Raw genomic sequence first — 26,852 nt, 5'->3', positions numbered from 1 at the left:
ATCCTCAAGCGTAGAGCGCGGGGCGGGAGGGCAGTTCGATCGGCTCGATCGCGCCGCTGTCCTGCGCCTTGACGCAGGCATCAGAGGTGACGGCAGCGACGTATCCATCCCATGCCGAGGGGCCCGATGCAGTGCCGCGCGACGCGGCAGCGACGAAATCAGCCAGTTCGACGTCGTAGCTCTCGACGAAGCGGTCCTTCCAGTCGGTGAGGATCGGCCGGCGGGCCTGCGCGTCGCGGCGCACCGCTACGGCCAGTGGGTCAGGCAGCCGCGCCAGACCATCCTCGCCCACGACCTCGCACTGGATGTCGTAGCCGTAGCGGCAGTTGACGAAGACCTCGACGTCGATGCGCACGCCCTTGGCGGTCTCCAAGAGCACGATCTGCGGATCACGGAGCTGATCATGGGCATCCGGCGACTTGCGCGGGAACACCACCTGCGCCGAGACATAGTCGTCGTCGAGCAGCCAACGCAGCACGTCGATCTCATGGATCAGCGTGTCGTGGATAGCCATCGGCGTCACGTATTGCTCGGGCACGGCGGGGTTTCGATGCGCGGCATGCACCATCAGTGGCGCGCCGGTCTCTTCCTCGATCGCGCGCTTGAGCATGCGGTAGCCGCATCGTAGCGGCGCATGAAGCCGACCTGCACCAGCCGCGTCCCGTGCTTCGCCTCGGCTTCGACGATGCGACGCGCGCCTTCGGCCGTGGTCGCCAGCGGCTTCTCGCAGAACACGGGCTTGCCCGCCTCGATCGCGGCCAGCACGTATTCCTCATGCGTGCCGCCCCATGAGCAGACGAGCACAGCGTCGACGAGTTCGGAGGCAATCAGCGCCTGCCCATTCTCGAAAATCTCGGCCGAGGGGGCCAGATCCCCCTGCACCGCCTGCGCGCTGTCGCGGTTCACGTCGCTGAGCGCAACCACCTCGGCCCCCGCGATCACGTTCTGGATGCGCCGCGTGTGGTCGCGGCCGATCATCCCGGTTCCGATGACACCGATCCTGAGGGTCATGCCTTTTGTCCTTTGAAATGTGTCTCGATGAGCCGCTGCATCTCGGCGCGCATGAAGCGCCCGGACTCGTCGGCTTTCTCTTCCCAGGCAAAGACGCAGGCGGTCATGATGCCGTCGAAGCCGATCTCGCCCAAGGTGCGGTAGAAGTCGTCCCACGGCACTTCGCCCTGACCGATGTTCAGGTGCTGATGCACGCGGGCCTCGGAGCCTGGCGGGTTGATGATGTAGCGCAGCCCCGAGCTGGCCTTGTGGTTGAAGGTGTCGGCGATGTGGACATGCGCCAGCACGTCGGCGCATTCGCGCAGCATCGCCACGGTGTCGTCGCCGAAATAGAAGGTATGCGGCGTGCAGTAGAGAAAGCGCACGTGCTTCGAATTCACGGTGCGGATCAGGTCGACCGAGGGCTGAAGCGTTTCGACCCAGTCTTCGGGATGCGGCTCGATGTTGAGCTGGATGCCCTCCTTCTCGAGCACCGGCACCAATTCGTCCATCGAGCGCCACCAAGCGTCCTCGCAGGCCTCGATCATGCTCCCGGTATGACAGCAGTAGCACGAGCCCTTGTCGGGATGCGGGCCGCGACCGAACTCGGAATTCATCGTGTCGACGCCAAGCTCGACGGCGATCTCGATGGCGCGCCTCCAGTGTCGTACCGCCGCCTGCCGCTCGTCCTCGTCATTGCTGGCCCAACGATACATCGGCAGCAGGCTCGCGATGCCGACATTCGCGTCCGAAAGCGCCCGCTTGAAACTCTTGATCCGGTCGGGAAAGACACGCGGTGCCTTGAACCATTCGAGGAAATCGGCGCGTGGGCTGAGTTCGATCCACTCGTAACCCAGTTCGGCAACCTTGGAAGGCAGCGCCTCGAGGCTGAGATGGCGGTGCATGAAGGGGTCGATGGCGATCTTCATGTCGGGTCCTTTCCGGGCCATGCGGCCCTGTCGTCTGGCAAGCCTCCCCCGATCGCCCGCGAGGGGCGTTTTGGGATCGGCGGTGTCCGGTCTGTCGCGGGGCGTCAGGCCGCCCCGGCGAATTGCTCCTGCGTCTTGGCCCCGGTGATGTAGGCGACCACGTCCTGGCCGTCGGTCTCCTCTTTGCGGAGATCCGCGACGATGCGGCCGCGCCGGAACACGACGATCCGGTCCATCAGGTCCATCACCTGCCGCATGTTGTGGCTGATCAGGATCACCGGTTCGCCCTGTTCCTTGAGCGTGCGGATGATGTTCTCGACCTGCGCCGTCTCCTGCACGCCCAAGGCCGCCGTCGGCTCGTCCATGATAATCAGCTTGGACTTGAAGGTGGCGGTGCGGGCGATGGCGACGCATTGGCGCTGACCGCCCGACATATTCTGGATCGTGTTGTTGATGTTGGGGATCTTGACCCCGGTCTTTTGCAGGCCCGCGATCGTCGCCTCACGCATCGCCTTGTAGTCGAGGATCGAGAACGGCCCGAGATTGAACTTGATGATCTCTCGGCCGAGGAACAGGTTGTCGGGCACGTTGAGGTGGTCGGCCAGCGCCAGCGTCTGAAACACCGTCTCGATCCCGGCTTCGCGTGCCTCGAGCGGGTCGTGGAACTCGACGTATTTCCCGTCGAACCAGACCTTGCCCTTGGTGCGCTGCTCCACCGCGGTGATCTGGCGCACGAAGGTCGACTTGCCGGCTCCGTTATCGCCCATGATCGCCACGTGCTCGCCGCGCCGGATCTCGAAATTTGCATCCTCGAGCGCGTGGACGCCGCCGTAATGCTTGGTCAGCCCTTCGGTTCTCAGAACGACATCGGTCATTTCGCAGCCCTCATGCTGGTGCGGCGCTGCCGCCATTGATCGAGCACCACGGCGCCCACGATGATCGCGCCCTTCACCATCTCCTGGTAGTAGGCGTCGAGCTTGAGAAAGGTGAAACCGGAGATGATCACGCCGAAGATCATCGCGCCCAACACCGTCCCGGTGATCGAACCGCGCCCACCGGAGAGCGAGACGCCCCCGATGACGGCCATGGCGATCGCGTCGAGCTCGTACATCGTGCCCATCCCGGCCTGCGCGGTCAGGTTCTTGGACGACAGCACCAGCGCCGCGACACCTGCCAGCAGGCCCGCTAGCGCATAGACCAGCACCTTGTGGCGGGCGACCTTGATGCCCGACATGCGTGCGGCGTCCTCGGACGAGCCGATGGCGTAGGTATGCTTGCCATAAACCGTGTAGCGCAGCGCCAGGCCGAACAGGATCGCGATACCGGCGAAAATGAAAACCGGCGTCATGCCCGCGCCGAGCGCGGCGTAGCTGTCGGTCGGAAACGATACCGGCTGGCCCTTGGTCCACCACTTGGCGACACCACGCGCGGCAACCATCATGCCGAGCGTGGCAATGAAGGGTGGGATCTTTGTATAAGCGATCAGCAGGCCATTGATCAGACCGGCAAACAGGCCACAGGCGAGACCGACAATGATAGGCATGATCAGCGGCAGATCGACGAGGCCCTGCTCGAAGAACACGGCACGATCATTGGGATTGCCGTAAATCTCGCCCGCTTGGGCGAAGCTCATCGCGATCATCGCGGTGGCGCCCACGACCGAGCCGGAGCTGAGGTCGATGCCCCCGGTGATGATCACCTGCGTCACGCCAATGGCGATGATGCCGATGATCGAAACCTGCAGAATGATAATCTTGAGCCGCGCGACATTGAAGATGCCATCGACGGTATCGCGTGTGTTGAACAGAAAACTGTCGTTCATCAGCATCCACCCAAGCGCCTCGAAGGCGAGGGTGATCAGCACCAGCGCGATCGCGACGCCGATTTCGGGCGGCATGCTGCGCTTCTTCGGGTCGAAGGTCAGCCCACCGATCCCGTGTGTCGTGTCTGTCATTGCTTTCCCCTCCGGCGCGTCATCGCGCGGCCCCCGCGATCCGGGGGCCGCGCCCCCGGATCGGTCGATCCCCGGCAGGGATCAGTTCTTGGACATGTACTGGTCCATGGTCTCCGGCGTGACCAGTTGGAACGGGACATAGACCTTCTGGTCGACATCCTCGCCGCGCGCGAGCCTGAGCGCCGCGTCGAGAGCGCCGCCGCCCTGCCCGGCCGCATCTTGGAACACGGTGACATCGAGATCGCCGCCCGCCATCGCCTGCAAAGCGTCCTGTGTCGCGTCGACGCCGCCGACGATCACCTCGTCCATGGCGATTCCGGCGGACTTCATTGCCTGGATCGCACCGATCGCCATCTCGTCATTGTTGGAAATCAGCGCGTCGAAGGGCTCGCCCGTCGAGAGCCAGTTGGTCATCAGGTCCTGCGCCTCGTCGCGGCTCCAGTTCGCCGTCTGCTCGTCGATGATCTCGAGCGTGACCTCGCAGTCGCCGCTTTCCATCACGTCGTGGATGTCTTGCGTGCGCACCACGGCGGCCTGGTTCGACAGCTCGCCCATCATGACATAGACTCGTGCCGGGTCCTTGCCCTCCTCGGACAGCAGCCGGCAGATCTCCCTGGTTTCCAGCGTGCCGCTCTCGCGCTCGTCGGAAGCCACGAAGGCCTGATTGTCAGGCAGCGCATCGACGTTGATCGGCTGGCGGTTGACGAAGACCAAGGGCACTCCGGCCGAGGCCGCGGCGTTGGTCATCGCTTCGGTAGCAGAGGTGTCGACCGGGTTGACGATGATCGCGTCAACGCCGCTGGCGATGAAGTTGTTGATCTGGTCAAGCTGCTTGGCCACATCGTTCTGCGCATCCTCGACCTGGATCTCGACACCCTCCATTTCCTCGGCGGTCTCGATCATGCCGTTGCGCAGCACGGTCAGGAAGTTGTCGTCGAACAGCGCCATCGAAACGCGACCGTCTCGGCAGATGCGGCCCCGGCCATCGACGCGGCGATCGCTGTCGAAATCAGTAACTTCTTCATCTTGTCCTCCCAGAACGCGCGGCTGCCCGCGCTTGGCGGCCCCTGCGGGCCTTCTCGAGCCTGGGCTCTCTCGGCCCCAGTCCCGCGACACCTCCATGTCGCAGCGTCATCCTCGGTTAAGAGAGGTGATCCGGTCAATCTTGATGATGGCAAATTTCACATCATTCTTGACGCATTATGACGCCATTATGATGTTATTTAATCAAGTCAGAGATTCTGGGGTGTAGATGCGGGGATGAAAAAACCTCTGCCCCGGCGTCTCGGCCATTCCATTCTCGACCGTACTCGCCGCCACCATAAGCAGATCGGCAACCATCGGGCGCAGAGGCGTGCCGAACACGATCGACACGATGCCCTTTTGCAGGCCGCTATAGGATTCGGGCGTGAGTTCGTTCACCAGCAGTGCCGCTTCGCCCGGGGCGCGCTGCTCCTCGAAGGCGGTGATGGCCCCTTCCATGCCGCCCCCGGCCACATAAAGCCCGGCAAAATCCGCATGGCGCGACAGAAGCTCGCTGGTGGCTTCGTAGGTCAGCTCGCGTGTCTCCAGGTTGACCTGCGTCTCCAGCAGCTCGAAGCCGCCGCCAAGCTCGCGAAAGAAGCTGCGCAGTCCGGTTTCGCGCAGCTCATGCCCGTGGTAGCGATGCGCGCCGATGAAGACGCCGATCTTGCCAGGCCTCGGTGCGATCTTGGAAATCAGCCACCCTGCGGTGCGTCCGAGCTTGAGGTTGTTGATGCCGAAATAGCTTTCCCGCACGCCTTGGGCAAAATCCGACAGCAGCGAGAAGGTGGGGATTCCCGCCTCGCGCAGTTCGGCCACCGCCGAGGTGACCTCGTGGTGATCAATCCCGGTCGAGGCCACCGCCTGCACGCGCCCCTTCAACCCCCTCAGGATCTCGGCAAGCTCCTGCGGCCGGGTGGTCTGCGCAAAGCGGATCTCGAGCTTCACATTGCGCGTCATCATGGCACGCGCCTGCGTCTCGAACTCCTGCCGGACATCCTGGTAAAAGGCATGCCGCTCCTTTTGCAGCACCACGCCCAAGCGCAGCTCGGGCCTGTCGCTCAGTAGTCGCTGCCGGATTGCGCCAGCGGCGTGATAACCCACAACTTCGGCCGCTTCATGGACCTTTCGAGCGGTTTCCTCACGCACTTTCATTCGCCCGCTCAACACGCGGTCTACTGTAGCGGGGCTGACCTGCGCGGTCCGGGCCACATCAGCGATGGTCGGTCGTCTTGCCATGAAAGCCCGTCCTCAAGATGAATATCTGTCATCCATGATGATAATCCGTCATCGGAGCTGAGCGCTAGTGCTACCGTCCCTCTTCGGGCATCCTACTGGCCTGAAGACCGATTGAAGGGCTAATCTCGACCACAGCCACATGGGACTGCGTTCCGCTGGCGACCACCGTACATAGGCTCCAATGACCTTCGCCGACCATCGGCCCGGTTTCATAGAAAGCCTATTCATGGCCATGCTCGTCCCTATTCGTGACCGCTGGACACCGCCAACCCCTTGAAGCTGCCAACCCTGCTCGAAAAGAGGCGTCGTCTCCAGTCGGCCCGAAGTCGGATCCCGCTGCGGCTCTATCTCACACCGCTTCGAACGCCACGGCGATGCCCTGACCCACGCCGATGCACATGGTCGAGAGCGACTTCTCGCCCGATTTCAGATCGAGCGCGGCGGTGCCGGTGATCCGGGCACCCGACATCCCCAGTGGATGGCCGAGCGCGATGGCGCCGCCATTGCGGTTCACCCGCGCGTCGTCATCGGCGATGCCGAGATCACGCAACGTTGCTAGCCCCTGGCTCGCGAAGGCCTCGTTCAGCTCGATCACCGCGAAGTGGTCCGGCGTCAACCCGAGCCGCGCCATCAGCTACTTCGAGGCGGGCGCGGGGCCAAAGCCCATGATGCGCGGCGCGACGCCCGCCGTGGCACCGCCGAGAATGCGCGCGATCGGGGTCAACCCGTGCTTCTTCGCCGCCTCGGCGGAAGCGATGACCAGCGCCGCCGCGCCGTCATTGACGCCAGAGGCGTTGCCAGCTGTTACCGAACCGCCCTCGCGGAACGGGGCGCGCAGCTTGGCCAAGGCCTCGAGCGAGGTGGCGCGGGGATGCTCGTCGGTGTCGACGATCTTGGGATCAGCTTTGCGCTGTGGAATCTCAACCGGCGTGATCTCGCGCGCCAGCCGCCCCGAGGCAATGGCCTCGGCAGCCTTGACTTGGCTGTGCAGCGCGAAGACGTCCTGATCCTCGCGGCTGATTGAGAAATCCTCCGCCACGTTCTCGGCCGTCTCCGGCATCGAGTCGACGCCGTATTGCGCCTTCATCAGCTTGTTCACGAAGCGCCAGCCGATGGTGGTGCCGAAGATCTCGGCCGAGCGCGAGAAGGCGGTCTCGGCCTTACCCATCACGAAGGGCGCGCGGGACATGCTCTCGACGCCGCCGGCAACGATCAGCTCCGCCTCGCCGGCGCGGATGGCGCGCGCTGCAGTGATCACCGCGTCCATGCCAGAGCCGCAGAGCCGGTTCATCGTCGTGCCCGGCACGGGGCGTCGTTCTGCATCCCCTCCTTGATGCTGCTGACCGTTCCCCACAGACTAGGCCCTTCCATAAGTTCGAAGTGCGGCAGTCACCAGAAACCGAGGCCACAGGACGCGCTGGGCAGATCCGACGCGCGCCAGCGCGGCTTCGGCCAGCTCCGCTACGGCCTCATTCCCCGACGAGTCGAAGCATCTCGACGAGCCTTCGGTCGCGTTCGGCCGCCAGTTCGGCAACCGAACACTGTCCTGCCTCCTCCTCGACACCTTTAGTGATGCGATCGCGCAGTGTTGCATCAAGACGCGGCGTTCCGAGGCTGCTCCAGCGGCGCTCTTGGCTGTCGCCGAGATGAGCCAGATAGTGGCCAATCCCGCCCGCGCCGCCGCCCATGTGGTAGACCATATGGCAGCCAGCCACTGCCCAGCGCGGGCCTGGCCCAAAGCGCACGGCCGCGTCGATGTCGGCGACCGAGGCGACCCCCAGCTCGACTAATGAGACCGCCTCGCGCCACATCGCAGCGCCAAGTCGGCCGGCGATATGGCCTTCGATCTGCCGGCGCAGGCGCACCGGTTTCTTGCCCATGGCGACGTAGAAGCTCATGGCCCAATCGAGCACTGCATCGTCGGTTTCCGGCCCGCCTGACAACTCCACAAGCGGCAGAATATGCGGCGGATTGAAGGGGTGTGCGGCGATGCAGCGACCAGGGTGGCGGGCCTGCGACTGAATATCGCCGATCAGCAGTGCCGAGGTCGATGAGGCGATCACTGCCGAAGGCGACAGCCATGCCTCGATCTCGGACAACAGCGCCCGCTTTAGATCGAGTTTCTCGGGTGCGTTCTCCTGCACCAACTCGACCTCCGCTAGTTCCGCCCCGGGGGCCGCCGCGAAGGTTAGCTTCGCAAAATCCGGCGGCGCATCGGCATGACCTAATGCGACGAGGTTGGGCCACATTTCGGTGACCGTATCACGCAGCCGTGTCTCGGCACTTTCCGCGGGGTCGATGGCATGGACATGCAGGCCGCGAGAGAGGAATAGGGCGGCCCAACTTGCGCCGATCAGGCCGGTGCCGAGGATCGCCGTGCGCGTGACGGCCGAAGGGTCTGGAAGATTCATGACATTCATTCCTGTGGGGCGGCGCGGGTGCCGTCGTTCGGTTCCAAGGCGGCAGCACTGCGCCGTCCGAGCATCCAGCCAGCGGCGAGGATCAGGGCCGCGACGAGGGGCGCCAGAGGATGAGGCACTACCGCAAGCGCAATGACGAAAAGATAGATCGCCACATCACCGGCGCGCCGACCGGTGAGCGGCATGCGGCCCAGAAGGAACGGGATCGCCACGACCAAGACCAACCCAGTGAACAGGGCGTTGGCTACCGCCAGTGTCCCGCCCTGCCCGATCATGCCCGGGTAAATCAGGATCAGGAACGGCACCACATAGGTCATCGCGCCCAGACGCACCGCCTCGCGTGCGGCTGGCAGCCAGTTCGTCTGCGCGATGCCCGCCCCCACGAACACCGCAACGCAGACAGGCGGGGTGATCACTGAGATGGTTGCAAAGTAGAACACGAACATGTGGGCCGCCAGAGGCGGGACACCGACAGCCGTCAGGGCGGGCGCGAGGACCGCTGCGACCAAGACATAAGCCGCGGTGGTTGGCAGGCCCATGCCGATCACCAAGCAGATCAGTCCGACGATAAGCGCGACCAGAACGGTGGAATTTCCCGCCAGAGCCACGATCAGCGATGAGAGAGTCACGCCGATGCCGGTGAGGTTGATCATCGCCACGAGGATCTGCGCCCCTGCCAGCAGGACGCCGATGATCACCAAGCCGCGCCCGGCATCATCGAGCGCGGCCAGAAGCTGGCGGCCAATCTCGCACGGGCCGCGCTGGCCTATGCTGGTGGCAAGATAGGCGACAAGCAGTGCCACGATGCCGATGAAGGCCGCGCTCTGCACGGAGCGGCCGTCAAAGATGCCCCAAAACAGACCGCCCAGCGCCGCCAGGATCGGCAGCACCCGACGCCATTGCAGGATCGCAGACCAGTCGGGGATGTCGGAGCGGTCGACGATCCTGAGCCCGCGGCGCAGCGACACGACATGCACTGTCATGAAGACCGACAGGTAGAACAGAAGCGCAGGCAGGATCGCCGCGACCATCACCGTCACGTAGCTCAGTCCGAGGATCTCGGCCATGACGAATGCCGCCGCGCCCATGATCGGTGGCGCGAGCTGGCCGCCGGTAGAAGCCACCGCTTCGACCGCCGCTGCGAAGGGCGCAGGATAGGACAGTCGCTTCATCAATGGGATGGTGAAATTTCCGGTCGTCGCCACGTTCGCGACCGCACTGCCGCTCACCATGCCAAACAGCCCCGAGGCGATGGTCGCCATCTTGGCCGCGCCGCCGGGGCTCTGCCCGCCCATTCGCATCGCGAGATCCATGAAAGTTTGGCCGCCACCCGTATGGAGCAGCACCGCCCCAAACAGTACGAAGGCGGCGATCACGGTGGCCGCGACGCTGACCAGAGATCCCCAGATGCCGAGATCGCCGAGAAAGAGGGTCTCGGTGACGAAATAGGGATCGAACTGCCGGTGCCCCAGCATGCCGGGAATATGATGCCCCAGCAGCGCATAGCCCAAGCCGGCGAACACCAGCACAGGAAAGATCAACCCGACCACGCGCCGCCCGATCTCAAGCAGCACCACGACCAAACCAGCTGTCATTGCCAGATCTGCGGTGGTGGCCCAAGGCAGCGCGTTCATGATGTCGTCGTAGTTCACGACGATGTAGCCGCACCCGATCCATGTCACGACCGCTGCCGCGCCGTCGAGCACGATGCCTAGCGACCGGATCCGGCGTCCCTCCCACAGCGGATACATCAGCAGGCCCAGTGTCACCACCAGACCTAGGAATAGCGCCCGCTGCACAAGGCTCTCGAACGGCCCCGCACCCGAGGTGTAGAGGACGAACAGGCCGGTCAGGACGGCAAGGCTCTTGGCGGCTGTGTTGCGCATCGGCTTCTCCTCCGGCGGCACGCGTCAATCGCACCGCATGCGTCGTCGGGTCGACCGGGCCGAGGCGGCCCGGCCGCCAGCTCACTGCGCCGGGCGCATCCGCTCGGGGATCTCGACCCCTTGCTCTTCGAAATACCGCGCCGCACCCGGATGCAGCGGCACCGTGCCATATTGCATAGTGAGTTCGGTCAGGTCGTATTCGGCCAGCGCCGCGAGCGCGTTGCGCTGCACAGTTTCGTCCTGCATCGCTGCCTTGGTGATCTGGTAGGCAATCTCCTCGTCCATCTCGGGCGTGGCCGAGACCGCGAGCGCAAAGCTCCAAGTCTTGTAGGGCGCGATCCCCTCGCCCGCCTCAGTGATCTCGACCACCGAAATGTCTGGCATCTCGGCCTCGATCATGGCGACCTGCTCATCGGTGAGTGAGATGACCTCAATTGGCGTAAAGGTCGAGATGTCGAGCGAGGAGGCGTCGAGCCGGCTGCCGGCGCCGGATTTTACGTAGCCGCCTACCCGGTTGTCCTTGATCATATCGACAACATCCGTGGTCGATCCGCGCACCCAGTCGGGGGCGATGCCGAGCGTGGCAAAGACGCTCTCGGCCGTGGCCTCGGTGGCCGAGCCGCGGATGCCGGGGTTGAACCGCTGCCCTGCCAGATCGGCTAGACTGTCGATGCCGACATCCTCACGCACCACGACGTTCTGCGGCGCGGGGGAATAAACCCATAGCAGCGGCGCCTCCTGCGGCGCGCCATCGAATTCCTGCGTGCCGTTCCAGGCGTGCTGGATGATATTGGTCGTCACCAGACCGAGATCGACCTGCCCGCGCTGCATGCGCCGCAGATTATCCATGGTCGCCCCGGTTTCGGCCACCGAGGCCGAGACCTCGGGGACGGTGTCGTTGATCAGCTGGCCCAGCGCCACGAAGTAGCCATACTGGCTCGACGAAGCCGAGGTCGAGCCGATCAGTAGGCGCGTGTCCTGCGCCTGCGCGGTACCCGCGGCCAGCAGCGCCAGCGACAGGGTCGAGATGGTCCCGAGTTTCATGTTGTCTCCTCCTCCTTGAGATCGCTTATCCCGGCCCTCCCGGCCGGAAAATCGATGGTCAGCCCCAGCACCCGGCTGGACAGGCTTTTGCCATGCCCGTCGAGATTGAGGCTCTGGTTCACACCGCCATCAAGCACGCCGTCGATGACAAAATTGAGCGCCCCCAGTCGCGGCAGCTCGTAGCGACGCACCGCTGTCGGATGCCGGGCTGCGAACAGCGAAGCGATGCGCTCCTCGGTCAGCTGTGCGACGAGTATCGGGTAATCTGCCGCCTGATAGGCGATGACGCTGACATTCAGGCGATCGCCCTTGTCGCCGCTGCGCCCATGGGCGATGTCGTGCAATATTCGTGGGATGCCGCTCATGCCGCCGCCTCCACGAAACGCCAGCTTGGACGGACCATGCGCCGCGGGATCAGCGCCGCGCCGGTATAGACCCGCGGCCGGATCGAGACACGTAGCCCCGCTCCGCCGGCCGGCCCGCAGGTATAGAGCGCGCCGAATTCATGCATCGCGCGCTCCACCTCAGCGCGATCTGGCGCCGAGACGGCAAGCCGCAGACGGATGTCGTCGGCATCTTCCCACTCCGCGCAGAGATGCGCGTTGTCATCATCGCCGAACACGCTGATCGCCCCGATCAGGTCGCCGCGCCAGTCGAGGCCTTCGGGAAGCCGCCGTGTTACCGCCTCAAGCGCCGCGCGTGCGCGCCGCTGCGCATTCGGCCCGGCATAGGAAATTTCAGCCTCGCCAAGATGGCCGCCGGCGTAACAGACGGTGGATTTCAGGGTCTCGGGTGCGGGATGGCCGCGCGCGCCGCTCAGCCTGACCCTGTCGAGGCCTTCCTGCACCAGATCAACGTCGCTCAGATCGAGAATGACGTCCGGTGTCAGATATGCCGCCGGATCGTGGATCTCGTAGAGCAGTTGTTCGGTGACGCTGCGCGTATCGACCAGACCGCCGCTGCCAGCGGGCTTGGTGATGACGCAGCCGCCATCACGCGCCACCTCGGCGATCGGAAAACCGATCTCGTGCAGCCCCGGCACGTCCTTGTAACCGGGATCGGCGAAATAGCCGCCGCTCACCTGCGCGCCGCATTCCAGAAGATGCCCAACCATCGTGCCCGCCGCGATCCTGTCGTGATCATCGAGGCACCAGCCATAATGCGCGACAAGCGGGCCCAGCGCGAGAGCCGGATCGGCGACGCGGCCGGTCACGACGATATCTGCGCCATCGCGCAGCGCCGCTGCAATTTCGGCGGCTCCGAGATAGACATTCGCACTCATCGGTGCCGCCGCATCGGGCAGGCAAGCCGCGAGCAGAGCGGCCGCGCCAGGATCAGCTTCGGGGCCCATGAGATCGTCGCCCTCGACCACAGCGATGCGCGGCATTCGGCAGCCGAGCTCCCCCGCCAGATCGAGGATGGCGCGGGCCGCGGCCTCCGGCGCTGCAGCGCCGAAATTACCGACTATGCGGATGCCGCGTTCGAGACAAATCTCCAGAACCGGAGCGAGCCTGTCGAGGATCGTGGCATCATAGCCGGGACGGCCAGCGGCGCGGTCGAGCTGGGCCAAGGCAAGCGTCCGCTCGGCTAGCATTTCGAAGATAAGGCATGCCGGCCCATTCGCTTCGGCCAGCGCAGCGACCACGGCCTGCGCGGCATCGATCCGGTCTCCGGCAAAACCTGCGCCGCAACCAATCCGGTAAGGTTGCAGTTCGTGCTCGCTCATTCCGGCCCCCTCCCAACGATCGCATCACTTGGCGATTGCCGAACATGTTGGTCGCGCCTATCCTATTTGTCGAATTGATAGATTCAATAAACCTATAAGGCCCGCAAATGACTGCGCAGATCCGGCAAGTCGAAGCGTTTCTGATGCTGGCGCAGACCGGCAGCTTCAGCGAAGCCTCTCGCCGGTTCGGCCTCTCACAGCCGGCCTTCAGCCTTTCGATTCAGCGGCTGGAAGAGGTTCTAGGCGTCAGGCTGTTTCACCGTACCTCGCGACGGGTGAAGTTGACTGCGGAGGGCGAAGCCTTTCTGCCAATGGCCAGCGGGCTCTTGCGCAACTGGACCGGCGTGTTCGAGGAGATGGCCGATCTGACAGCGGTTCGGCGCGGCAGGGTCGCGCTTGCGGCACTTCCATCGATCGCGGCGGGGCTTTTGCCGCCGGTGGTGCTTGAGTTCACCCGCAAGCATCCTGGTGTGAAGCTTGAGATCCACGACGTGTTGCAGGGCGAGGTCATCGAACTGGTGCGCTCGGGCCGGGTCGATTTCGGCATCTCCGTGGGCTCCGACGATAGCGCGGAGACCGAGTTCTTGCCACTACTCGATGACAATTTCGTAGCCCTCTTGCGCCATGATCACCCTTTGGCCGGACATGACCGCATTTCGTGGGAGGCACTCAGCCGCCATCCCCTTGTCTCGATGACATCGACCACGAGCGTACGTCGGCTGACCGACTTCACCTTCGCCGAGGCCAGGATCGGGGCGCGCTTCCTGAGCGAGGTCAATCACTTGGCTACGATCGCCGGGCTGGTTGCGGCGGGCTATGCCCTCGCCGCCTTACCGGCGCTATGCCTGCCCGTAGTGCTTCGACCTGATCTCGAATGGCGGCCGCTTGGCAGCCCTGTAGCCCGGCGCACGTTGGGTCTTTTGCGACTGCGGCACAGCCCTTCGGTCGCCGCCGAGGCGTTCCTGCAAGAGTTGCTAGGCATTGGTGCCCGCAACCCCTTCCCCAATTTCGCGGCTGAAATCAGTTTCCGGCCGGCCGCCCAATAATTCACTTTGTCCAATACCCCCTACACGGAGACCCCGCCATGCCGATCAACCGCCACCCGGACCTCGATGAACAGAACCTTACCTCCCGGCAGCGTGAGGTCTTCACGCAGATTGTAGGCGGCAAACGCGGGCTGGTGCAGGGCCCGCTTCGCGTTTGGCTGCAATCGCCTGAACTGGCCGATCGGGCGCAAGCGCTCGGTGCCTTTTGCCGCTATGACACGGTACTGCCGCCGCGCCTGTCGGAATTGGCCATCTTGGTGACAGGAGCCTTCTGGAAGTCCGGGTTCGAATGGGCGGTCCACGCGCCAATCGCCAGCAGCGCCGGACTTTCGGACGATGTGATCGAGGCCATCCGTTTGGGCCGTGAGCCTGAATTCAAGAAGGAGGACGAGCTGGCGATCTATGATTTCGCGAACCAACTCCACCGACAGCATATCGCCGACGAAGCAGTCCATTCGCGTGTCGTTAGCATGTTCGGAACGCAAGCCGCGGTCGAACTGGTTGGCCTCCTAGGATACTACACGCTCATTTCGATGACGATCAATGCCTTCGAGGTACCTCTCCCCGCCGAAGAAACGGATCCGTTTTCCGAAAGTTGAGACAAAGTCGACGCCCATCCATTCTCTATATAGTGCGCAGCTAGATTAGGCTCTGCTGCTCCCCGCAGAGAATGGCCGGGCTTATTCAGGATATACGCATTACATGATAAACCTGACAGCCGGCCAGTATTTTCTTCACGTAGCCAGGTTCAAATCCATCCGCCTTGCGGCAGAGCGGCTGCATGTCTCTCCCTCGGCGATCAGCCGTCAGATCGTGAAACTCGAACATGAATTTGGGGGGCAACTCCTTGACCGACGAGCCGAGGGCGTAGAGTTGACCGAAGCCGGTCAGGTGCTGGTCGAGCACTTGGCCGTGGTATTCAACCGCATCGAGGTGGCGAAGGGCGACATCGCCGATCTACACGACCTTAAGGCTGGCACGGTATCGATCGCGACGGTCGAAGGCATCACCGACCCGTTCCTGTCAGGGCATATTACCAGCTTCCGGACGCAGCATCCGAAAGTCGAGTTCCGGGTTCGGATCCGCGGTCGCGAACGTGTGCTGGAAGCGGTCGAACAGCACCTGTCGCAGATCGGCTTCGTCTACGACCACTATACCCATGAGGGGATCGAGACAGTCGGCCAGTGGCGCCAGCCGCTATTGGCGCTGGCACCGCCCAAGCATCCGCTGGCGGACGGGCGTCGCCTTCGGCTCGATGATCTGGCCGAACAGCCCTGCGTCATGCCCGACTCGGGCTTCGGCATTCATCATCTGCTCAATCGCGCTTTCTCCAAGATCGGGCGGAAACCCAACTCAATCGTGGTCGCCGACCAGTTCCACTTCCTCGTACGGCACGCCATCCGCAACAATGCCATCGTCTACCTGCCACTGCAGGCGGTCCTGAGCGAGGTGAAACTCGGAGAGCTCCTTCCCCTGAATCTCGGCTGCGGCGAATTTGAACATCGCTTTATCTATGCCGTGGTGCGGCGTGGGCAGCATCGCTCCCCCGCCTGTGCGGCTTTCATTGCCTCAATCCTTTCCGTCTTCGCAGAGGGCGAGAAATCCGACGCTACACTTCTCGCCCGCCTGCGGGCCGGTCAGGCGTGAAGCTCGACAGTGATGTCGGCCTCGACCGGGGCGTTCAAGCCCAGCACGTGCTGGGTCAGGGCGGCCCGCGCATGTCGGCCGTTCTCCTCGCCCCATAGTGCGACAAACAGGTCTGAGACCCCGTTGAGGACCCTGTGCGGCTCATAGAAATCCGGCGCACATGACACGTAGCCGATCATCTTCACGATACGCTTCACGCGATCCAGATCACCGAGGACTGCCTTCATCATGGCGAGGTGGTTGATCGCCATCAGCCGCGCAGAGGCGTATCCCTCCTCAATAGTGAGATCCGAGCCCACCCGCCCGACATAGGGCAGTACATCATCGTCGTTCTCGTCGGGCCTCGTGCCGAGCGTCCCAGACGTGTAGAGCATGTTGCCCACCACCACGCCGGGCACGTAATTCCCGATCGGTTTCGGGCGGCGGGGTAGAATAATGCCCATCTCGTTCAGTCGACGTTCTGTTTCATGTGCCAAGGGGCGGCCTCCAATGCGCTGCGATGTATCGAGGCCAAACTAGGCATTTCGGGAATGACCACGAGAACGCAGGCGGCAACCAAGCGTTGCCGGACCGACAACAGGACACGACCGAACACACCGCGGTAAATGTTTCTTACCACTTTAAGAACAGCAACTTACCGCTCCGCCTCACGTATCGCTCTGGGCTACGACGGCTTTTGAGGCCTGAACAGGGGAGTGGCGTTACGGAAAGCCCTGCATAAGGATGACGCAACAGATCAACCGATAGGGATGACCAAAGGTGCCTCAGGCTTCGCTTGAACAGATCGCTGGCAGGCTGCGGGACGGGACCCTCGCCGCCGTGGCCCTCATGGCTGAGGCCGGGGCGCGCTACGAGGCGACCGAAGACCGCCTGAACGCCTATCGGACATGGGCCGGCGACCGCGCCGCCGCGCAAGCCGGGGCCGTGGAGACCCTGCTGCGCACCGGCGTCGATCTCGGCCCGATGATGGGCCTGCCCGTCTCGATCAAGGACCTCTACGGCGTGCCTGGCCTGCCCGTCTTCGGCGGCACGGATACCGAGTTTCCCCAAGAGTGGCGCCGTCCAGGCCCGCTCGTGCGGCGAATCCTAGATCAACTCGGCCTCGTGACCGGCAAGACCCACACTGTGGAGTTCGCCTTTGGCGGTCTGGGCACCAATCCGCACTGGGGCGCGCCGGTGAACCCGTGGTCTGAGCCGGGCGCGCCGCGCGCAGCTGGCGGATCGAGCTCCGGCGCCGGCGTCTCATTGGCCCAAGGTAGTGCATTGGCAGCCTTGGGGACCGACACTGCTGGCTCGGTACGCATCCCCGCCTCATTCACCGGGCAGACCGCGCTCAAGACCACCTTTGGCCGTTGGTCGCTGGAGGGGATCGTGCCGCTGTCGCCCTCGATGGACACGCCCGGCCTTCTGGCCCGCTCTATCGAGGATCTGAGCTTTCTTTTTGCCGCGATCGAGAACCGCGACCGCGTGGGCGCGCGCGACGTCGGCAGCTTGCGGATCGGCATCATCCGCAACGTCGTCTGGGACGGAATCGATCCCGTCATTGCGGAGAACACGCAGGTGGCCTTGGCCAGACTGGAAGCGGCCGGCGCGCGGTTGGTAGAGGTCGAGGTGCCGCATCTCGACCGCGTTCTTGATATCTTCCGGCGCGGCGGCCTCGGCGCACCCGAGCTGCGTGGCTTCCTTGAGAACCAGTTTCCTGAACGCATCGCGCATCTCGACCCCGCGGTCCGGGTGCGGGTCGACCAGGCCAACGAGATCACCGCTTCCGACTATCTGCAGCGCCGCGCGGTCTTGGCCGAATGCGGAAGTTCGGCCGCGCGGGCCTTCGAGGGCGTGGACCTGCTGGTCTCACCGACCGTGCCCGTTACGGCGCCGCTGCTGGCCGATCTCGAGGACCCCGAGATCTACCGCCAAGCCAACATGATGGCGCTGCGTAACACCGCCATCGTCAATCTCTTGGGCTGGTGTGCCACGACTCTTCCGACCGGATTGGACGGAAATGGCATTCCCACCGGCCTTCAGATCATCGCCCCGCCCCATCAGGAAGAGCGGCTTCTCGCCGCCAGTCTCGGGGTGGAGGCGGTGCTGGGCGCGGCCTCCGACCTTTTGGGTCCGCCGCCGCTCTGACCCGTGACCACTTCAGCCAAATAAAAAACTGACCAACAGGAAAAGACATGCCCTTCAAAACCATCAAGATTTCGCTGACCGTTGCAGCCACTGCCCTGCTCAGCACCGCAGCTGTCGCTGCGGATTTCGAGTTCACCTTCGCACATGTTCTGACCGAAGATACGCCCAATGCCCGCGCCGCGGTCGTGTTCAAGGAAGAGGTCGAGAAGAATTCGGACGGCCGGATCGAAATCAACATCCGCCCCGCCGCGCAGCTCGGCGGCGACGTCGAGATCATCGAGCAGACCCAGATGGGCCTCGTGCATATCTCCATTCCGCCCACCGGCAACCTCGCCAACTTCAACGAGCAGATGTACCTTTTCGACCTGCCGTTCCTGATGGAAGGCGACGACGCGATGAAGCGTGTGCTCGATGGCGAAGTGGGCACCGAACTCTTGGGCACGCTCGAGGGCAACAACCTGCACGGCATCGCGATGTGGGGCGCGGGTTTTCGAAACATGACCAACAACATCCGTCCCATCACCGGGCCGGATGATCTGAACGGCATCAAGATGCGGACCCTTCAGGCCCCGACGATCCTTTCCACCTATCGCGCCTACGGCGCAAACCCCACGGCAATGGCCTATGTGGAGGTCTACAACGGCCTGCAGCAGGGCGTCGTCGAAGGTCAGGAAAACCCGCTGGCCAACATCGCCTCGATGAAGTTCTACGAGGTGCAGGACTACATGACGATGACCAACCACGCCTATCACACCTATGCGGCCGTCATGAACCTTCAGGCGTGGGAGAGCCTGCCCGAGGATCTGCAAACGGTGGTCGAGGACGCGATGATCGTGGGCCGCGACGCGGCGCGCGAGTTCACAGTCGAGGACGAGGCCAAGATTCTCGATCAGATCGCCGACCAAATCGAGATCACCGAGCTGTCGGACGAAGGCCGCGCCGCCTTCATCGAGGCTTCCAAGCCGATCTATGACGAGTTTCGTCCCAAGGTCACGCCTGAACTAATGGACAAGGCGCTGGCCGCAGCCAAGGGCGAATGATCGGATCGGGGACCTGAAAACATGATCGTCTGGCTCAATCGCATCGTCGACTGGATCGAGGGAGTCTTGGTGACCGGGCTTGTCCTGGTTGCCACTCTCGTCGCCATCCTGCAGGTGATCGCGCGCTACGTCTTCAACAACTCTCTCTTTTGGTCAGAGGAGCTCATCCTCTACTCGCTTATCACGATGAGCTTTCTGACCATGGGGATGGGGGTGCGCTATGCCTCGCATATCAGTGTCGAAGCGGTCTATGCCTTCGCGGGTCCCCGCACCGGAAAGGTCCTCCAGATCGGGGCAGCCTGCCTCGGTCTGGTCTTCGCTGCCGTGCTGGTCTGGTACGGTGGCAAGCTGGTGCTGAACACCTCGCGCATGGGCCAGCTTTCGCCGGCGATGCGCATTCCCGTCGGCTACATCTATGCCGTCATTCCCACGGCCGGCGTTTTCATGATGCTTCGCTACCTGCTGGTCCTGCGCGATCTCGTCAGCGGACGTAGTTACGAGCCGCCACAAGTCGACATCAAAACCAGCTGAGGACCGAAAATGGTTGGCGCTCTCGTTCCCGTATTTTTCGGCCTCCTGATCTTCGGTCTGCCGATCTTTGCTGCTCTGGCTCTCGCTGTAGCGGCCGTCTTCTACTTCTGGGGTGGAATGGACCCCGTGCTCGTGCCGATGCGCATGTTCTCGGGCATGAACAACTTCTCGCTCATGTCCATTCCCTTCTTCATTCTGGCGGCTGAGCTGATGCGGATCGGCGGATTGTCGGACCGGCTCATAGGCTTGGCCCGTGCCTTGATCGGCTGGCTACCCGGCGGGCTAGCTGCGGCGGCGGTGGTTGCCTGCCTGATGTTCGGCTCGATCTCTGGCTCCAGCCCAGCCACTGTGATCGCTATCGGATCAATCCTGTTCCCGGCTATGGTCGAGGCCGGCTACGACCGCCGCTTCTCGATCGGACTGATCGCCACGGCAGGCACGCTGGGACCGATCGTGCCACCCTCCATCGCGTTGATTATCTACGGCTCAGTCACTGGCACCTCGGTGGGCCAGCTGTTCGCTGCCGGGCTGCTGCCAGCACTGCTAATTGGCGGGCTGCTGGTCGGCTTCGCGACGTGGTACTCGGCGCGCAAGGGCTATCCGCGCGACGCCTACCCTTCGGTGCGCAGCATCCTCGCGGCAATGCGTCGCGCCGCTTGGGGCCTAGGTCTGCCTGTTATCCTGCTGGGCGGCATCTACTCGGGCGTCTTCACCCCCACCGAGAGCGCCGCCGCGGCCTGTCTCTACGGATGGTTCGTGGGCGCAGTCGTGTATCGCAGCATCTCCCTGACCGACACGCTGAAGGTGCTGCGCAGCACCGGCTTGATTTCCGGGCCCCTGCTGCTGATCACGGCGGGCGCCTCCGCCTTCTCATGGCTGCTGGCCAGCACCGGCACGCCGGGCGATCTCGCGGCTTACGTTCTGTCGAGCACCGACAACCCGTTCTTCGTGATCGCCTTGTTCAACGTAATCCTGCTGCTCGCGGGCTGCTTTCTCGACAGCGCCTCGGCGATCATCATCCTTGGTCCGCTGATGATGCCGATCGCCCAGCAGTTCGGGGTGGACCCGATCCATTTTGGCGTGATCATGCTGGTGAACCTTTCGGTCGGGATGCTGACCCCGCCGGTAGGGTTGAACCTCTTCGTAGCAATGGGGGTCGCGAAAATGAGCCTGGGCGAGGTTTTCCGCGCCACCTTGCCGACAATCCTGCTGATGCTGCTGGCGCTGATCCTGCTGTCCTACATCCCCGCCATCAGCATGGTTCTGCCAAACCTAATGTACTGATCCGACACTCCGCTCAGCCCCCTGAGTGGAGTGTTTCATCAAGATATCTAAGCAGACGGTTTCACCAACTTATTCTAGGGACATAGTCCCGCGAAGTGGGCAGCGCGGGCAAAGCTTGAAGCCAACCTCGCCTGTTTGGCATGGAACACGGCGGCTAACTTTCGCGCCGCACCGGCTCTGACCGAGCTTGGCAGGTCCGTATCGACAGCACCGGGCGACGAGGTTGTAGCGCGAGACCATCAGGAATGACACCTTGCCGCAACGCCTCTACGCGCCATCTCCCGCACGGCACGAACACAGGGCTGTACTGACGAGAGGTCGCGTCTTCAGCTCTCGCACAACCGCGCGGCAACCGTCTCGTCGGTGATCAGCATGGCCGGCGACAACATCCGCAAAGCGGCTCGGATGATCGTGACTTTCTGCCAGCCTCCAGAGGCCAGCACGATGCGGCGCGACGAACGCAGGTCCCGCGGATCGACGGCCAGAACGCGGCGGTTGACGGGGTGATCGACCACCTGTCCCTCGGCGTCGACAAAGTGGCACAGCACGTCGCCCACCGCCCCTGCCCGTTCCAGCGACGCAATCTCCTCGCTGCTCAGAAGTCCGTATTGGACGAAGATCGAATGCGGTGTGAGATCGCCCAGCGACAGGATCGCGAGATCCAACCGGCCCGCCCGCTCGATGATCTCGGCGATCCCGGGATGCGCGAGAAGCGCGTCGCGGATCTCAGAGGTCGGCGCGAAGACCGGACCGGCCATCAGGTAACACTCTGCCGATAGCCGGTCGGCCACGCGCCATGCGAACTCTGACGGGTTCACCTTTTCTACCCGGGTCAGCCCCCCCAAGAGGGATACGACCTTGACCCCCGCCGCGTCGCGCGGCTCGATCGACGGCACACCGCTGGTCAGGGTCTGGCCCCAACCGAGGCCGATCGAGGTGTCCGGGCGGACCTCCTGGGAGAGCATCGCTCCGAGCTCCTGGCCGATCAGCTTGGGGATTAGCGCCTGATCTTGCGGGTCGGGGATGACGATGGCCCGATCGAGCCCCCATTTCTCCTCGAGTCGCCGCTCCAGCTCGACACAGCGCGACATCTTGGTGGTCACGCGGATCTGTACCGTCCCGTCGGCGCGGGCGTTGGCAAGGATGCGCAGCACCCGCGCCCGTGTCAGCCCGACCGCCTGAGCAACCTCGTCCTGCGTCATGCCTTCGGCATAGTAGAGCCAAGCGACACGGGTCCTGAGATCTTCGGTCGAGTCGTTGCCAGCCAAGCGCCTGTCCCCTTCTCCTCACGGCACCGTTCTAGCGCCGCGAGCCTTGTCCTGCCAGACGCTGTCAGTCGCGCCGCCGCAGCAGGTCGACCAGCACCGCGATCAGCACCACGCCACCGACGATGACCCGCTGCCAGAAGCCCGAGACGTTCATCAGCACGGTGCCGTTGGCCAGCACCGCGAGCAGCAGGGCGCCCAGCACGGTGCCGACGATCGAGCCCTGTCCGCCCCGCAACGAGGTGCCGCCAAGGATCGCTGCGGTGATCGCGCCCATCAGCCAGCCCTCGCCGACCGAAGGCTGACCCGCGTCCATGCGACTCGCGAACAGGATGCCCGCCAGAGCCGAGAGACTGCCCGCGAGACCGAATGCCAGAAATTCGACCCGTCTCACCCGTATGCCTGCCAGAAGGGCCGCGTCGCGGTTGCCGCCCACGGCAAAGACATTGCGACCTATCCGGGTCTGGCTCAGCATCCAGATCAGCAGAACCGCGATGGCGAGAAAGATCACGACGGGCAGCGGCAGGCCGAAGAGTTTACCTTGGCCAAAGACGGTGAATTCAGGCCCGAGCGGGCGGATCGGGTAGCCCTTGGTGATCACGAGGGTGAGGCCCGCGAAAATCTCCCAGGTGGCCAAGGTCACGATGAAGGGGTTGAGCCTGAGCCCTGCCACGAACACCCCGTTGACCGATCCCAAGAGAAAGCCGAAGCCCATGGTGAAGGGGATGATCAGCCAGGGGTGGATGCCCCATTGGGTAAGTGCGATCGAGCCGACGATGGCCGACAGACCGGCCGCCGCGCCGACCGACAGGTCGATGCCCCCGACCAAAAGCACCAGCGTCTGGCCCAGCGCCACCAGCCCTACGAAGGCCGCCTGCCGCGCCACCACCGACATGTTGTAGGTCGACAGGAAGTTGTCCGTCGCAAGCGAGAGCGCCGCGACGAGCACGACGAGCGCCACGAGAATGCCGCTGGCCTCCCAGCGCCAGAACCGGGCGAGGGCCTGCCTTGGCCCGTAGATACGCGCCTCAGCCGGCGCCCGAGTGGTCATGTCCTGCATCATATCAAACTTTCCTGTCTCAGCTCATCGCCAGTTCGAGAAGACCTTCCTGGGTCGCCTCGTCGTGATCGAGCGCGCCCTTCACTCGGCCTTCGTGCATCACGAGAATCCGGTCGGCGACGTCGAGGAGTTCTTCCATCTCCGAGGAAATCAGCAGGATCGACAGACCCCGCTCCTCAGTCAGCTGCCGCAGCACGGCCTGGATCTCGGCCTTGGCATTCACATCGATGCCGCGCGTCGGCTCGTCCATGATGAGCACCTTGGCATCGCGCATCAGCCAGCGCGCGATGATGAATTTCTGCTGGTTGCCGCCCGACAGGCTGGTGATCGGATCCTTCAGGGAGCCGAACTTGGCCTTGAGCAGCGCCGCGAGCTTGCCTACCTCGTCGAACATCTCGCGGTTACGGATCGTGAGCATCCCGCCAAAGCGATCGAGCGTCGGCAGGGCCGTGTTCTCGGCAATCGACAGCAGCGGAAAGATGCCCTCCTGCTTTCGCTCCTCGGGCAGATAGATCAGCCCCGCGCTGATCGCCTCATATGGCGCGCGAAAGGCGACCTCCTTGCCGTCGAGCCGCACCCGGCCCGCTTCGGACCGGGTCGCTCCGAACAGGCACTTGGCCATCTCGGTGCGCCCCGCGCCGATCAGCCCCGACACGCCGAGGATCTCGCCGCGCCGCAGCGCGAAGGAGACATCGCGGAACTCTCCGCGTCGGCTCAGCCCCTCGACTTCAAGCACGACAGGTGCCGCATCGAAGTCACGCCGCTCGCGGCTCAGGGTCTTGGGCGGACGGCCTGCCATCATTGAGACCATGCGCTCCCGGCTCGCCTCCTGGGGGCCGATGGTGCCGACGTTGACCCCATCACGCAGCGCGGTGATGCGCTGCGACAGGTCGCGCACCTCGTCGAGACGATGCGAGATATAGAAGGCTGACGCCCCCTCGGCCGTGATCCGGCGGATATAGGCCATGAGTTTGTCGGTCTCGCGATAGGTGAGAGCCGCCGTCGGCTCGTCGAAGATCAGGATGCGCGCGCGGGTGGCCGCGGCGCGGGCGATCTGCACGAGCTGCTGCTGCGCCTTTGAGAGCTGCGACACGCGCTGGCGCGAGTCGATGTCGTCATCGACCTCGTGCAGATAACGCGCCGCCTCCTTGCGAGTGGCGGCCCAGTCGATCGCGGCGGCGTGTCCGCGATGCGCGCCCAGCAGGATGTTCTCGGCCACGGACAGGTGCGGCACGAGGTTGATCTCCTGCGGCGCGATGGCGATGCCGTAGCGCTGCGCCTCGAGCGGCGTGTTGAAGATCAGCGACTGCCCATCGACATGCAATTCGCCCTCGGTCGGGCGCAGCTTGCCGCAGAAGATGTTCATCAGCGTCGACTTACCGGCGCCATTCTCGCCGATGATCGAATGCACCTCGCCGGCACGGATTGAAATCGACACGTCGCGCAGCGCCGTGATCGGTCCGAACCGCTTGGTGATACTCTGTGCCTCAAAGACCGGGATGTCGGCAGACTGGGTCATGGCCTCTCGCTCCTGAACGGGGGATTGGGGCCAGGCGGCGCGCCGCCCGGCCCTCGGGGAGGAACCTCGCGATTAGCTGTTGCCGCAGTCTTTGCTGGTCAGGAAGCGCGAGCCGGTGTTGTGGAACATCGGGATGGTGTGGTTCTCGTTCAGGGCGACCATGTAGGTGATGGCCCAGTAGCCCATGTCCCACTGGCGCTGCGCCTTGAGCGCGTTGATCGTGCCGTCGCAGACGAACTCGACCGCCTCGGGCAGATCGTCCATGCCAACGATGGCGACCTCACCTGCCTTGCCGGCGTTCTTGACCGCCCGTGCCGCACCGATCGGGTTGGAGGCGTTCGAAGCAAAGATGCCGTCGATGTCGGGATGCGCCTGCAGCAGGTTCTCGGTCAGCGAAACGGCATTTTCGAGGATGTCGTCGTCGGGTTGCTCGAAGACGATCTCCATCTCGGGGTGCTTGGACAGCGCGTCCTTGAAGCCAGTGATGCGCTCGACATGGTCCGACGCGGTCAAGCTGCCCGACAGGATCGCGACCTTGCCCTTGCCGCCCAGCTCCTCGGCCAGGTACTCGCCCAGATCGTAGCCGTCCTGAACACTCGACTTGGGGCCGATGAAGGGGAAGGCGTCGTCACAGAAGGAGTTGAAGTTGACGACGTTGACGCCGGCCTCGACCGCCTCGTTCATGAGCTGGACGTTGGTGGCCCGGTCCAGACAGGCGATGGCCATGCCGTCGGGCTGACGGCCGATGTTGGCCTCGATGCGCTGGTTCTGATCGGCCACGTCGGCCATGGGCGGCTGGTCCCAGATCATCTCGATCTCGACGCCGCGCTTGGCCTGCTCCTCGACGGCGTACTCGGCGCCCGCGCGCACCACGTCGTACCAGGGGTGGATCACCTTGGGGATGAAGATGAAGGTGAGCTTCTCCTCGATCGGGGTGATCAACTCCGCCTGATCCTGCGCGAACGCGGGGGCCGCAAGCGCGCCGATCAGCGCAGTGGCCGCGAGGCCGGCCTTGAAATTTGTCATGGTAGTCTCCTTCCTAAAACGAGGCGCGACCCTCCTCCGACCGCGCTGGTGACGAAACGCGGCGCTATTCGGCCGCAGCCAGCTGGGCGGGTCTCCGCACCGAGCAGCTGTTCATGAAATCGAGCGTGGCGGGCATGTCGGTGATGCCCGCCTGGCTGCCGAGGCCCGTGGCGTTGAGCGCCGAGCAGGCCTGCGCGAAGCGCACCGCCTCGCGCGGCGGCATGGCATTGAACAGACCCACCGCGAAGCCAGCGTTGAACACGTCGCCGCAGCCGCAGGTGCATTTGGGGGTGATTTCGAAGGCGGGGACCGTGAAGACGGTGCCGTCGCGGTGATGGTAATAGGCCCCGTCGCCGCCGAGGGTGAAAATGCAGCAGGCCGCGCCGCGCTCGATGAAAAAACGCGCCATCGCGCCGAGATCGGTCAGCCCGGTGAGCGCTTGAGCCTCTTCAACCGAGGGAATGAAATAGTCGGTATGGGGCAGCACGGCCGCCACGTCCGGCAGGTCATCGGGCGAGCCCGCGAAGACATCGACCGTGGTGATGCAACCGCGCGCCTTGGCATGCGCCATCAATGCCGCGCTGGGCGCACCGTCCATGGCGTCCATCAATCCGACGCCGCCCAGATGAAAGATCTTCGCATCCGTGACCGCATCAAAGCGGTCGTGGGGCACAGTGAAAGCGCCGGTCGCTCCCTTGAGATGCAGCGCCGGGCGCGAGCCGTCCTCGCGGGTCAGCACGATCGAGCTGGAGGTCGGCGTGCCGGGGCAGCGCACGAGGTCCGAGACGTCGATGCCGAAGCCCGCGATCCGCTCCAGCACCCAATCGCCCATCATGTCCTGCCCGATCCCGCCAATGGCCGACGCTGACGCGCCGAGCCTTGCGGCGGCGATGGCAGCGGTCCCGGCGGCGCCAGAGACTGCAATGGTCAGGTCATCGATCAGTATGGTGCCGCCACCGGGCGGGATCGAGGCGACCGGCCAACCGAGGCAATCGTAGGTGTAAAAGCCCATCGAGGCGTAGTCATGGGGCATGGTGCGCTCCTGGATCTGTCCGGGATCTGATAAGCCTCAACATGCCTCAACAAATAATCT

The 26,852-nt window shown here is 64.0% G+C and carries 23 protein-coding genes and 2 pseudogenes; 7 read left to right on the top strand and 18 right to left on the bottom strand.

Going from position 1 to position 26,852, the window contains the following annotated elements:
- Nucleotides 1-4: 4 nt before the first annotated feature.
- From MBELCI_RS06985 to MBELCI_RS06930, 12 genes and pseudogenes are all read right to left on the bottom strand, one after another.
- Nucleotides 5-1,011, bottom strand: a pseudogene (locus MBELCI_RS06985) (Gfo/Idh/MocA family oxidoreductase).
- Entirely contained in the window at nucleotides 1,008-1,919 is a 912-nt protein-coding gene (locus MBELCI_RS06980; protein WP_021693464.1) for a sugar phosphate isomerase/epimerase family protein, read from the bottom strand. The pseudogene MBELCI_RS06985 and the gene MBELCI_RS06980 overlap by 4 nt, the downstream one beginning before the upstream one ends.
- 104 nt (nucleotides 1,920-2,023) lie before the next feature.
- Nucleotides 2,024-2,794 (bottom strand): ATP-binding cassette domain-containing protein, encoded by a 771-nt coding sequence (locus MBELCI_RS06975; RefSeq protein WP_021693463.1) that lies wholly within the window; start codon nucleotides 2,792-2,794, stop codon nucleotides 2,024-2,026.
- Entirely contained in the window at nucleotides 2,791-3,873 is a 1,083-nt protein-coding gene (locus MBELCI_RS06970; protein ID WP_021693462.1) for an ABC transporter permease, read from the bottom strand. Before MBELCI_RS06970 ends, MBELCI_RS06975 begins: the two co-directional genes overlap by 4 nt.
- A gap of 81 nt (nucleotides 3,874-3,954) precedes the next feature.
- Nucleotides 3,955-4,821 (bottom strand): sugar ABC transporter substrate-binding protein, encoded by an 867-nt coding sequence (locus MBELCI_RS06965; protein ID WP_081698496.1) that lies wholly within the window; start codon nucleotides 4,819-4,821, stop codon nucleotides 3,955-3,957.
- 279 nt (nucleotides 4,822-5,100) lie between these two features.
- Entirely contained in the window at nucleotides 5,101-6,135 is a 1,035-nt protein-coding gene (locus MBELCI_RS06960; protein WP_021693459.1) for a LacI family DNA-binding transcriptional regulator, read from the bottom strand.
- 349 nt (nucleotides 6,136-6,484) lie between these two features.
- Nucleotides 6,485-7,441: pseudogene (locus MBELCI_RS06955) on the bottom strand (acetyl-CoA C-acyltransferase); the annotation flags it as partial.
- Nucleotides 7,442-7,604: 163 nt separating this feature from the next.
- A complete protein-coding gene (locus MBELCI_RS06950; protein WP_021693456.1) occupies nucleotides 7,605-8,546 on the bottom strand; it encodes a 3-hydroxyacyl-CoA dehydrogenase NAD-binding domain-containing protein in 942 nt (313 codons plus the stop codon).
- Between the two features lie 5 nt (nucleotides 8,547-8,551).
- Nucleotides 8,552-10,441 carry a TRAP transporter permease gene (locus tag MBELCI_RS06945; protein WP_021693455.1) on the bottom strand — a complete coding sequence of 630 codons (1,890 nt, stop codon included), beginning with the start codon at nucleotides 10,439-10,441 and terminating at the stop codon, nucleotides 8,552-8,554.
- Between the two features lie 81 nt (nucleotides 10,442-10,522).
- Nucleotides 10,523-11,485: a TAXI family TRAP transporter solute-binding subunit gene (locus MBELCI_RS06940; RefSeq protein WP_021693454.1), complete on the bottom strand. Its 963-nt coding sequence runs from the start codon at nucleotides 11,483-11,485 to the stop codon at nucleotides 10,523-10,525.
- Complete coding sequence (locus MBELCI_RS06935; RefSeq protein ID WP_021693453.1) at nucleotides 11,482-11,850, bottom strand: AtuA-related protein; 369 nt, start codon at nucleotides 11,848-11,850, stop codon at nucleotides 11,482-11,484. Before MBELCI_RS06935 ends, MBELCI_RS06940 begins: the two co-directional genes overlap by 4 nt.
- Nucleotides 11,847-13,211, bottom strand: a complete 1,365-nt coding sequence (locus tag MBELCI_RS06930) for an acyclic terpene utilization AtuA family protein (protein ID WP_021693452.1) — start codon at nucleotides 13,209-13,211, stop codon at nucleotides 11,847-11,849. Before MBELCI_RS06930 ends, MBELCI_RS06935 begins: the two co-directional genes overlap by 4 nt.
- Before the next feature lie 107 nt (nucleotides 13,212-13,318).
- On the opposite strand from MBELCI_RS06930, the gene MBELCI_RS06925 reads away from it, so the two are divergent.
- The 3 genes from MBELCI_RS06925 to MBELCI_RS19195 all read left to right on the top strand — a co-directional run bounded on the left by MBELCI_RS06925 (nucleotide 13,319) and on the right by MBELCI_RS19195 (nucleotide 15,904).
- Nucleotides 13,319-14,257: a LysR family transcriptional regulator gene (locus MBELCI_RS06925; protein WP_021693451.1), complete on the top strand. Its 939-nt coding sequence runs from the start codon at nucleotides 13,319-13,321 to the stop codon at nucleotides 14,255-14,257.
- 38 nt (nucleotides 14,258-14,295) lie between these two features.
- On the top strand, nucleotides 14,296-14,856 hold the full coding sequence (locus MBELCI_RS06920) for a carboxymuconolactone decarboxylase family protein (protein ID WP_021693450.1): 561 nt from the start codon (nucleotides 14,296-14,298) through the stop codon (nucleotides 14,854-14,856).
- A 103-nt stretch (nucleotides 14,857-14,959) separates the two neighbouring features.
- On the top strand, nucleotides 14,960-15,904 hold the full coding sequence (locus tag MBELCI_RS19195; RefSeq protein ID WP_021693449.1) for a LysR family transcriptional regulator: 945 nt from the start codon (nucleotides 14,960-14,962) through the stop codon (nucleotides 15,902-15,904).
- Here the strand turns inward: MBELCI_RS19195 and MBELCI_RS06910 are convergent.
- Nucleotides 15,895-16,380 (bottom strand): RidA family protein, encoded by a 486-nt coding sequence (locus MBELCI_RS06910; protein ID WP_235047584.1) that lies wholly within the window; start codon nucleotides 16,378-16,380, stop codon nucleotides 15,895-15,897. The genes MBELCI_RS19195 and MBELCI_RS06910 overlap by 10 nt on opposite strands.
- Before the next feature lie 283 nt (nucleotides 16,381-16,663).
- Here MBELCI_RS06910 and MBELCI_RS06905 point away from each other — a divergent pair, with 283 nt between their 5' ends.
- Genes MBELCI_RS06905 through MBELCI_RS06890 form a run of 4 tightly spaced genes read left to right on the top strand, consistent with a single transcriptional unit; the run spans nucleotide 16,664 to nucleotide 20,889 of the window.
- Nucleotides 16,664-18,034 carry an amidase gene (locus MBELCI_RS06905; protein ID WP_021693447.1) on the top strand — a complete coding sequence of 457 codons (1,371 nt, stop codon included), beginning with the start codon at nucleotides 16,664-16,666 and terminating at the stop codon, nucleotides 18,032-18,034.
- Between the two features lie 47 nt (nucleotides 18,035-18,081).
- The gene (locus tag MBELCI_RS06900; protein WP_021693446.1) at nucleotides 18,082-19,074 is read left to right on the top strand and encodes a TRAP transporter substrate-binding protein; all 993 of its coding nucleotides are present in this window, start codon (nucleotides 18,082-18,084) and stop codon (nucleotides 19,072-19,074) included.
- Between the two features lie 21 nt (nucleotides 19,075-19,095).
- Entirely contained in the window at nucleotides 19,096-19,605 is a 510-nt protein-coding gene (locus tag MBELCI_RS06895; RefSeq protein ID WP_021693445.1) for a TRAP transporter small permease, read from the top strand.
- Between the two features lie 9 nt (nucleotides 19,606-19,614).
- A complete protein-coding gene (locus MBELCI_RS06890) occupies nucleotides 19,615-20,889 on the top strand; it encodes a TRAP transporter large permease (RefSeq protein WP_021693444.1) in 1,275 nt (424 codons plus the stop codon).
- Between the two features lie 326 nt (nucleotides 20,890-21,215).
- Here MBELCI_RS06890 and MBELCI_RS06885 read toward each other — a convergent pair whose 3' ends face one another.
- The 5 genes from MBELCI_RS06885 to MBELCI_RS06865 form a co-directional block, all read right to left on the bottom strand.
- A complete protein-coding gene (locus MBELCI_RS06885; RefSeq protein WP_021693443.1) occupies nucleotides 21,216-22,157 on the bottom strand; it encodes a sugar-binding transcriptional regulator in 942 nt (313 codons plus the stop codon).
- A 64-nt stretch (nucleotides 22,158-22,221) separates the two neighbouring features.
- Complete coding sequence (locus tag MBELCI_RS06880) at nucleotides 22,222-23,205, bottom strand: ABC transporter permease (RefSeq protein ID WP_045319809.1); 984 nt, start codon at nucleotides 23,203-23,205, stop codon at nucleotides 22,222-22,224.
- A gap of 28 nt (nucleotides 23,206-23,233) precedes the next feature.
- A complete protein-coding gene (locus MBELCI_RS06875) occupies nucleotides 23,234-24,733 on the bottom strand; it encodes a sugar ABC transporter ATP-binding protein (protein ID WP_021693441.1) in 1,500 nt (499 codons plus the stop codon).
- A gap of 72 nt (nucleotides 24,734-24,805) precedes the next feature.
- Nucleotides 24,806-25,759: a substrate-binding domain-containing protein gene (locus MBELCI_RS06870; protein ID WP_021693440.1), complete on the bottom strand. Its 954-nt coding sequence runs from the start codon at nucleotides 25,757-25,759 to the stop codon at nucleotides 24,806-24,808.
- A gap of 64 nt (nucleotides 25,760-25,823) precedes the next feature.
- Complete coding sequence (locus MBELCI_RS06865) at nucleotides 25,824-26,792, bottom strand: carbohydrate kinase family protein (RefSeq protein WP_021693439.1); 969 nt, start codon at nucleotides 26,790-26,792, stop codon at nucleotides 25,824-25,826.
- Nucleotides 26,793-26,852: the final 60 nt, after the last annotated feature.

The sequence above is a fragment of the Limimaricola cinnabarinus LL-001 genome (assembly GCF_000466965.1).
In the GTDB taxonomy this organism is placed as follows: domain Bacteria; phylum Pseudomonadota; class Alphaproteobacteria; order Rhodobacterales; family Rhodobacteraceae; genus Limimaricola; species Limimaricola cinnabarinus.
Note: the sequence above shows the minus strand (reverse complement) of the source record. Positions and strands in the feature narration are given on the sequence as shown.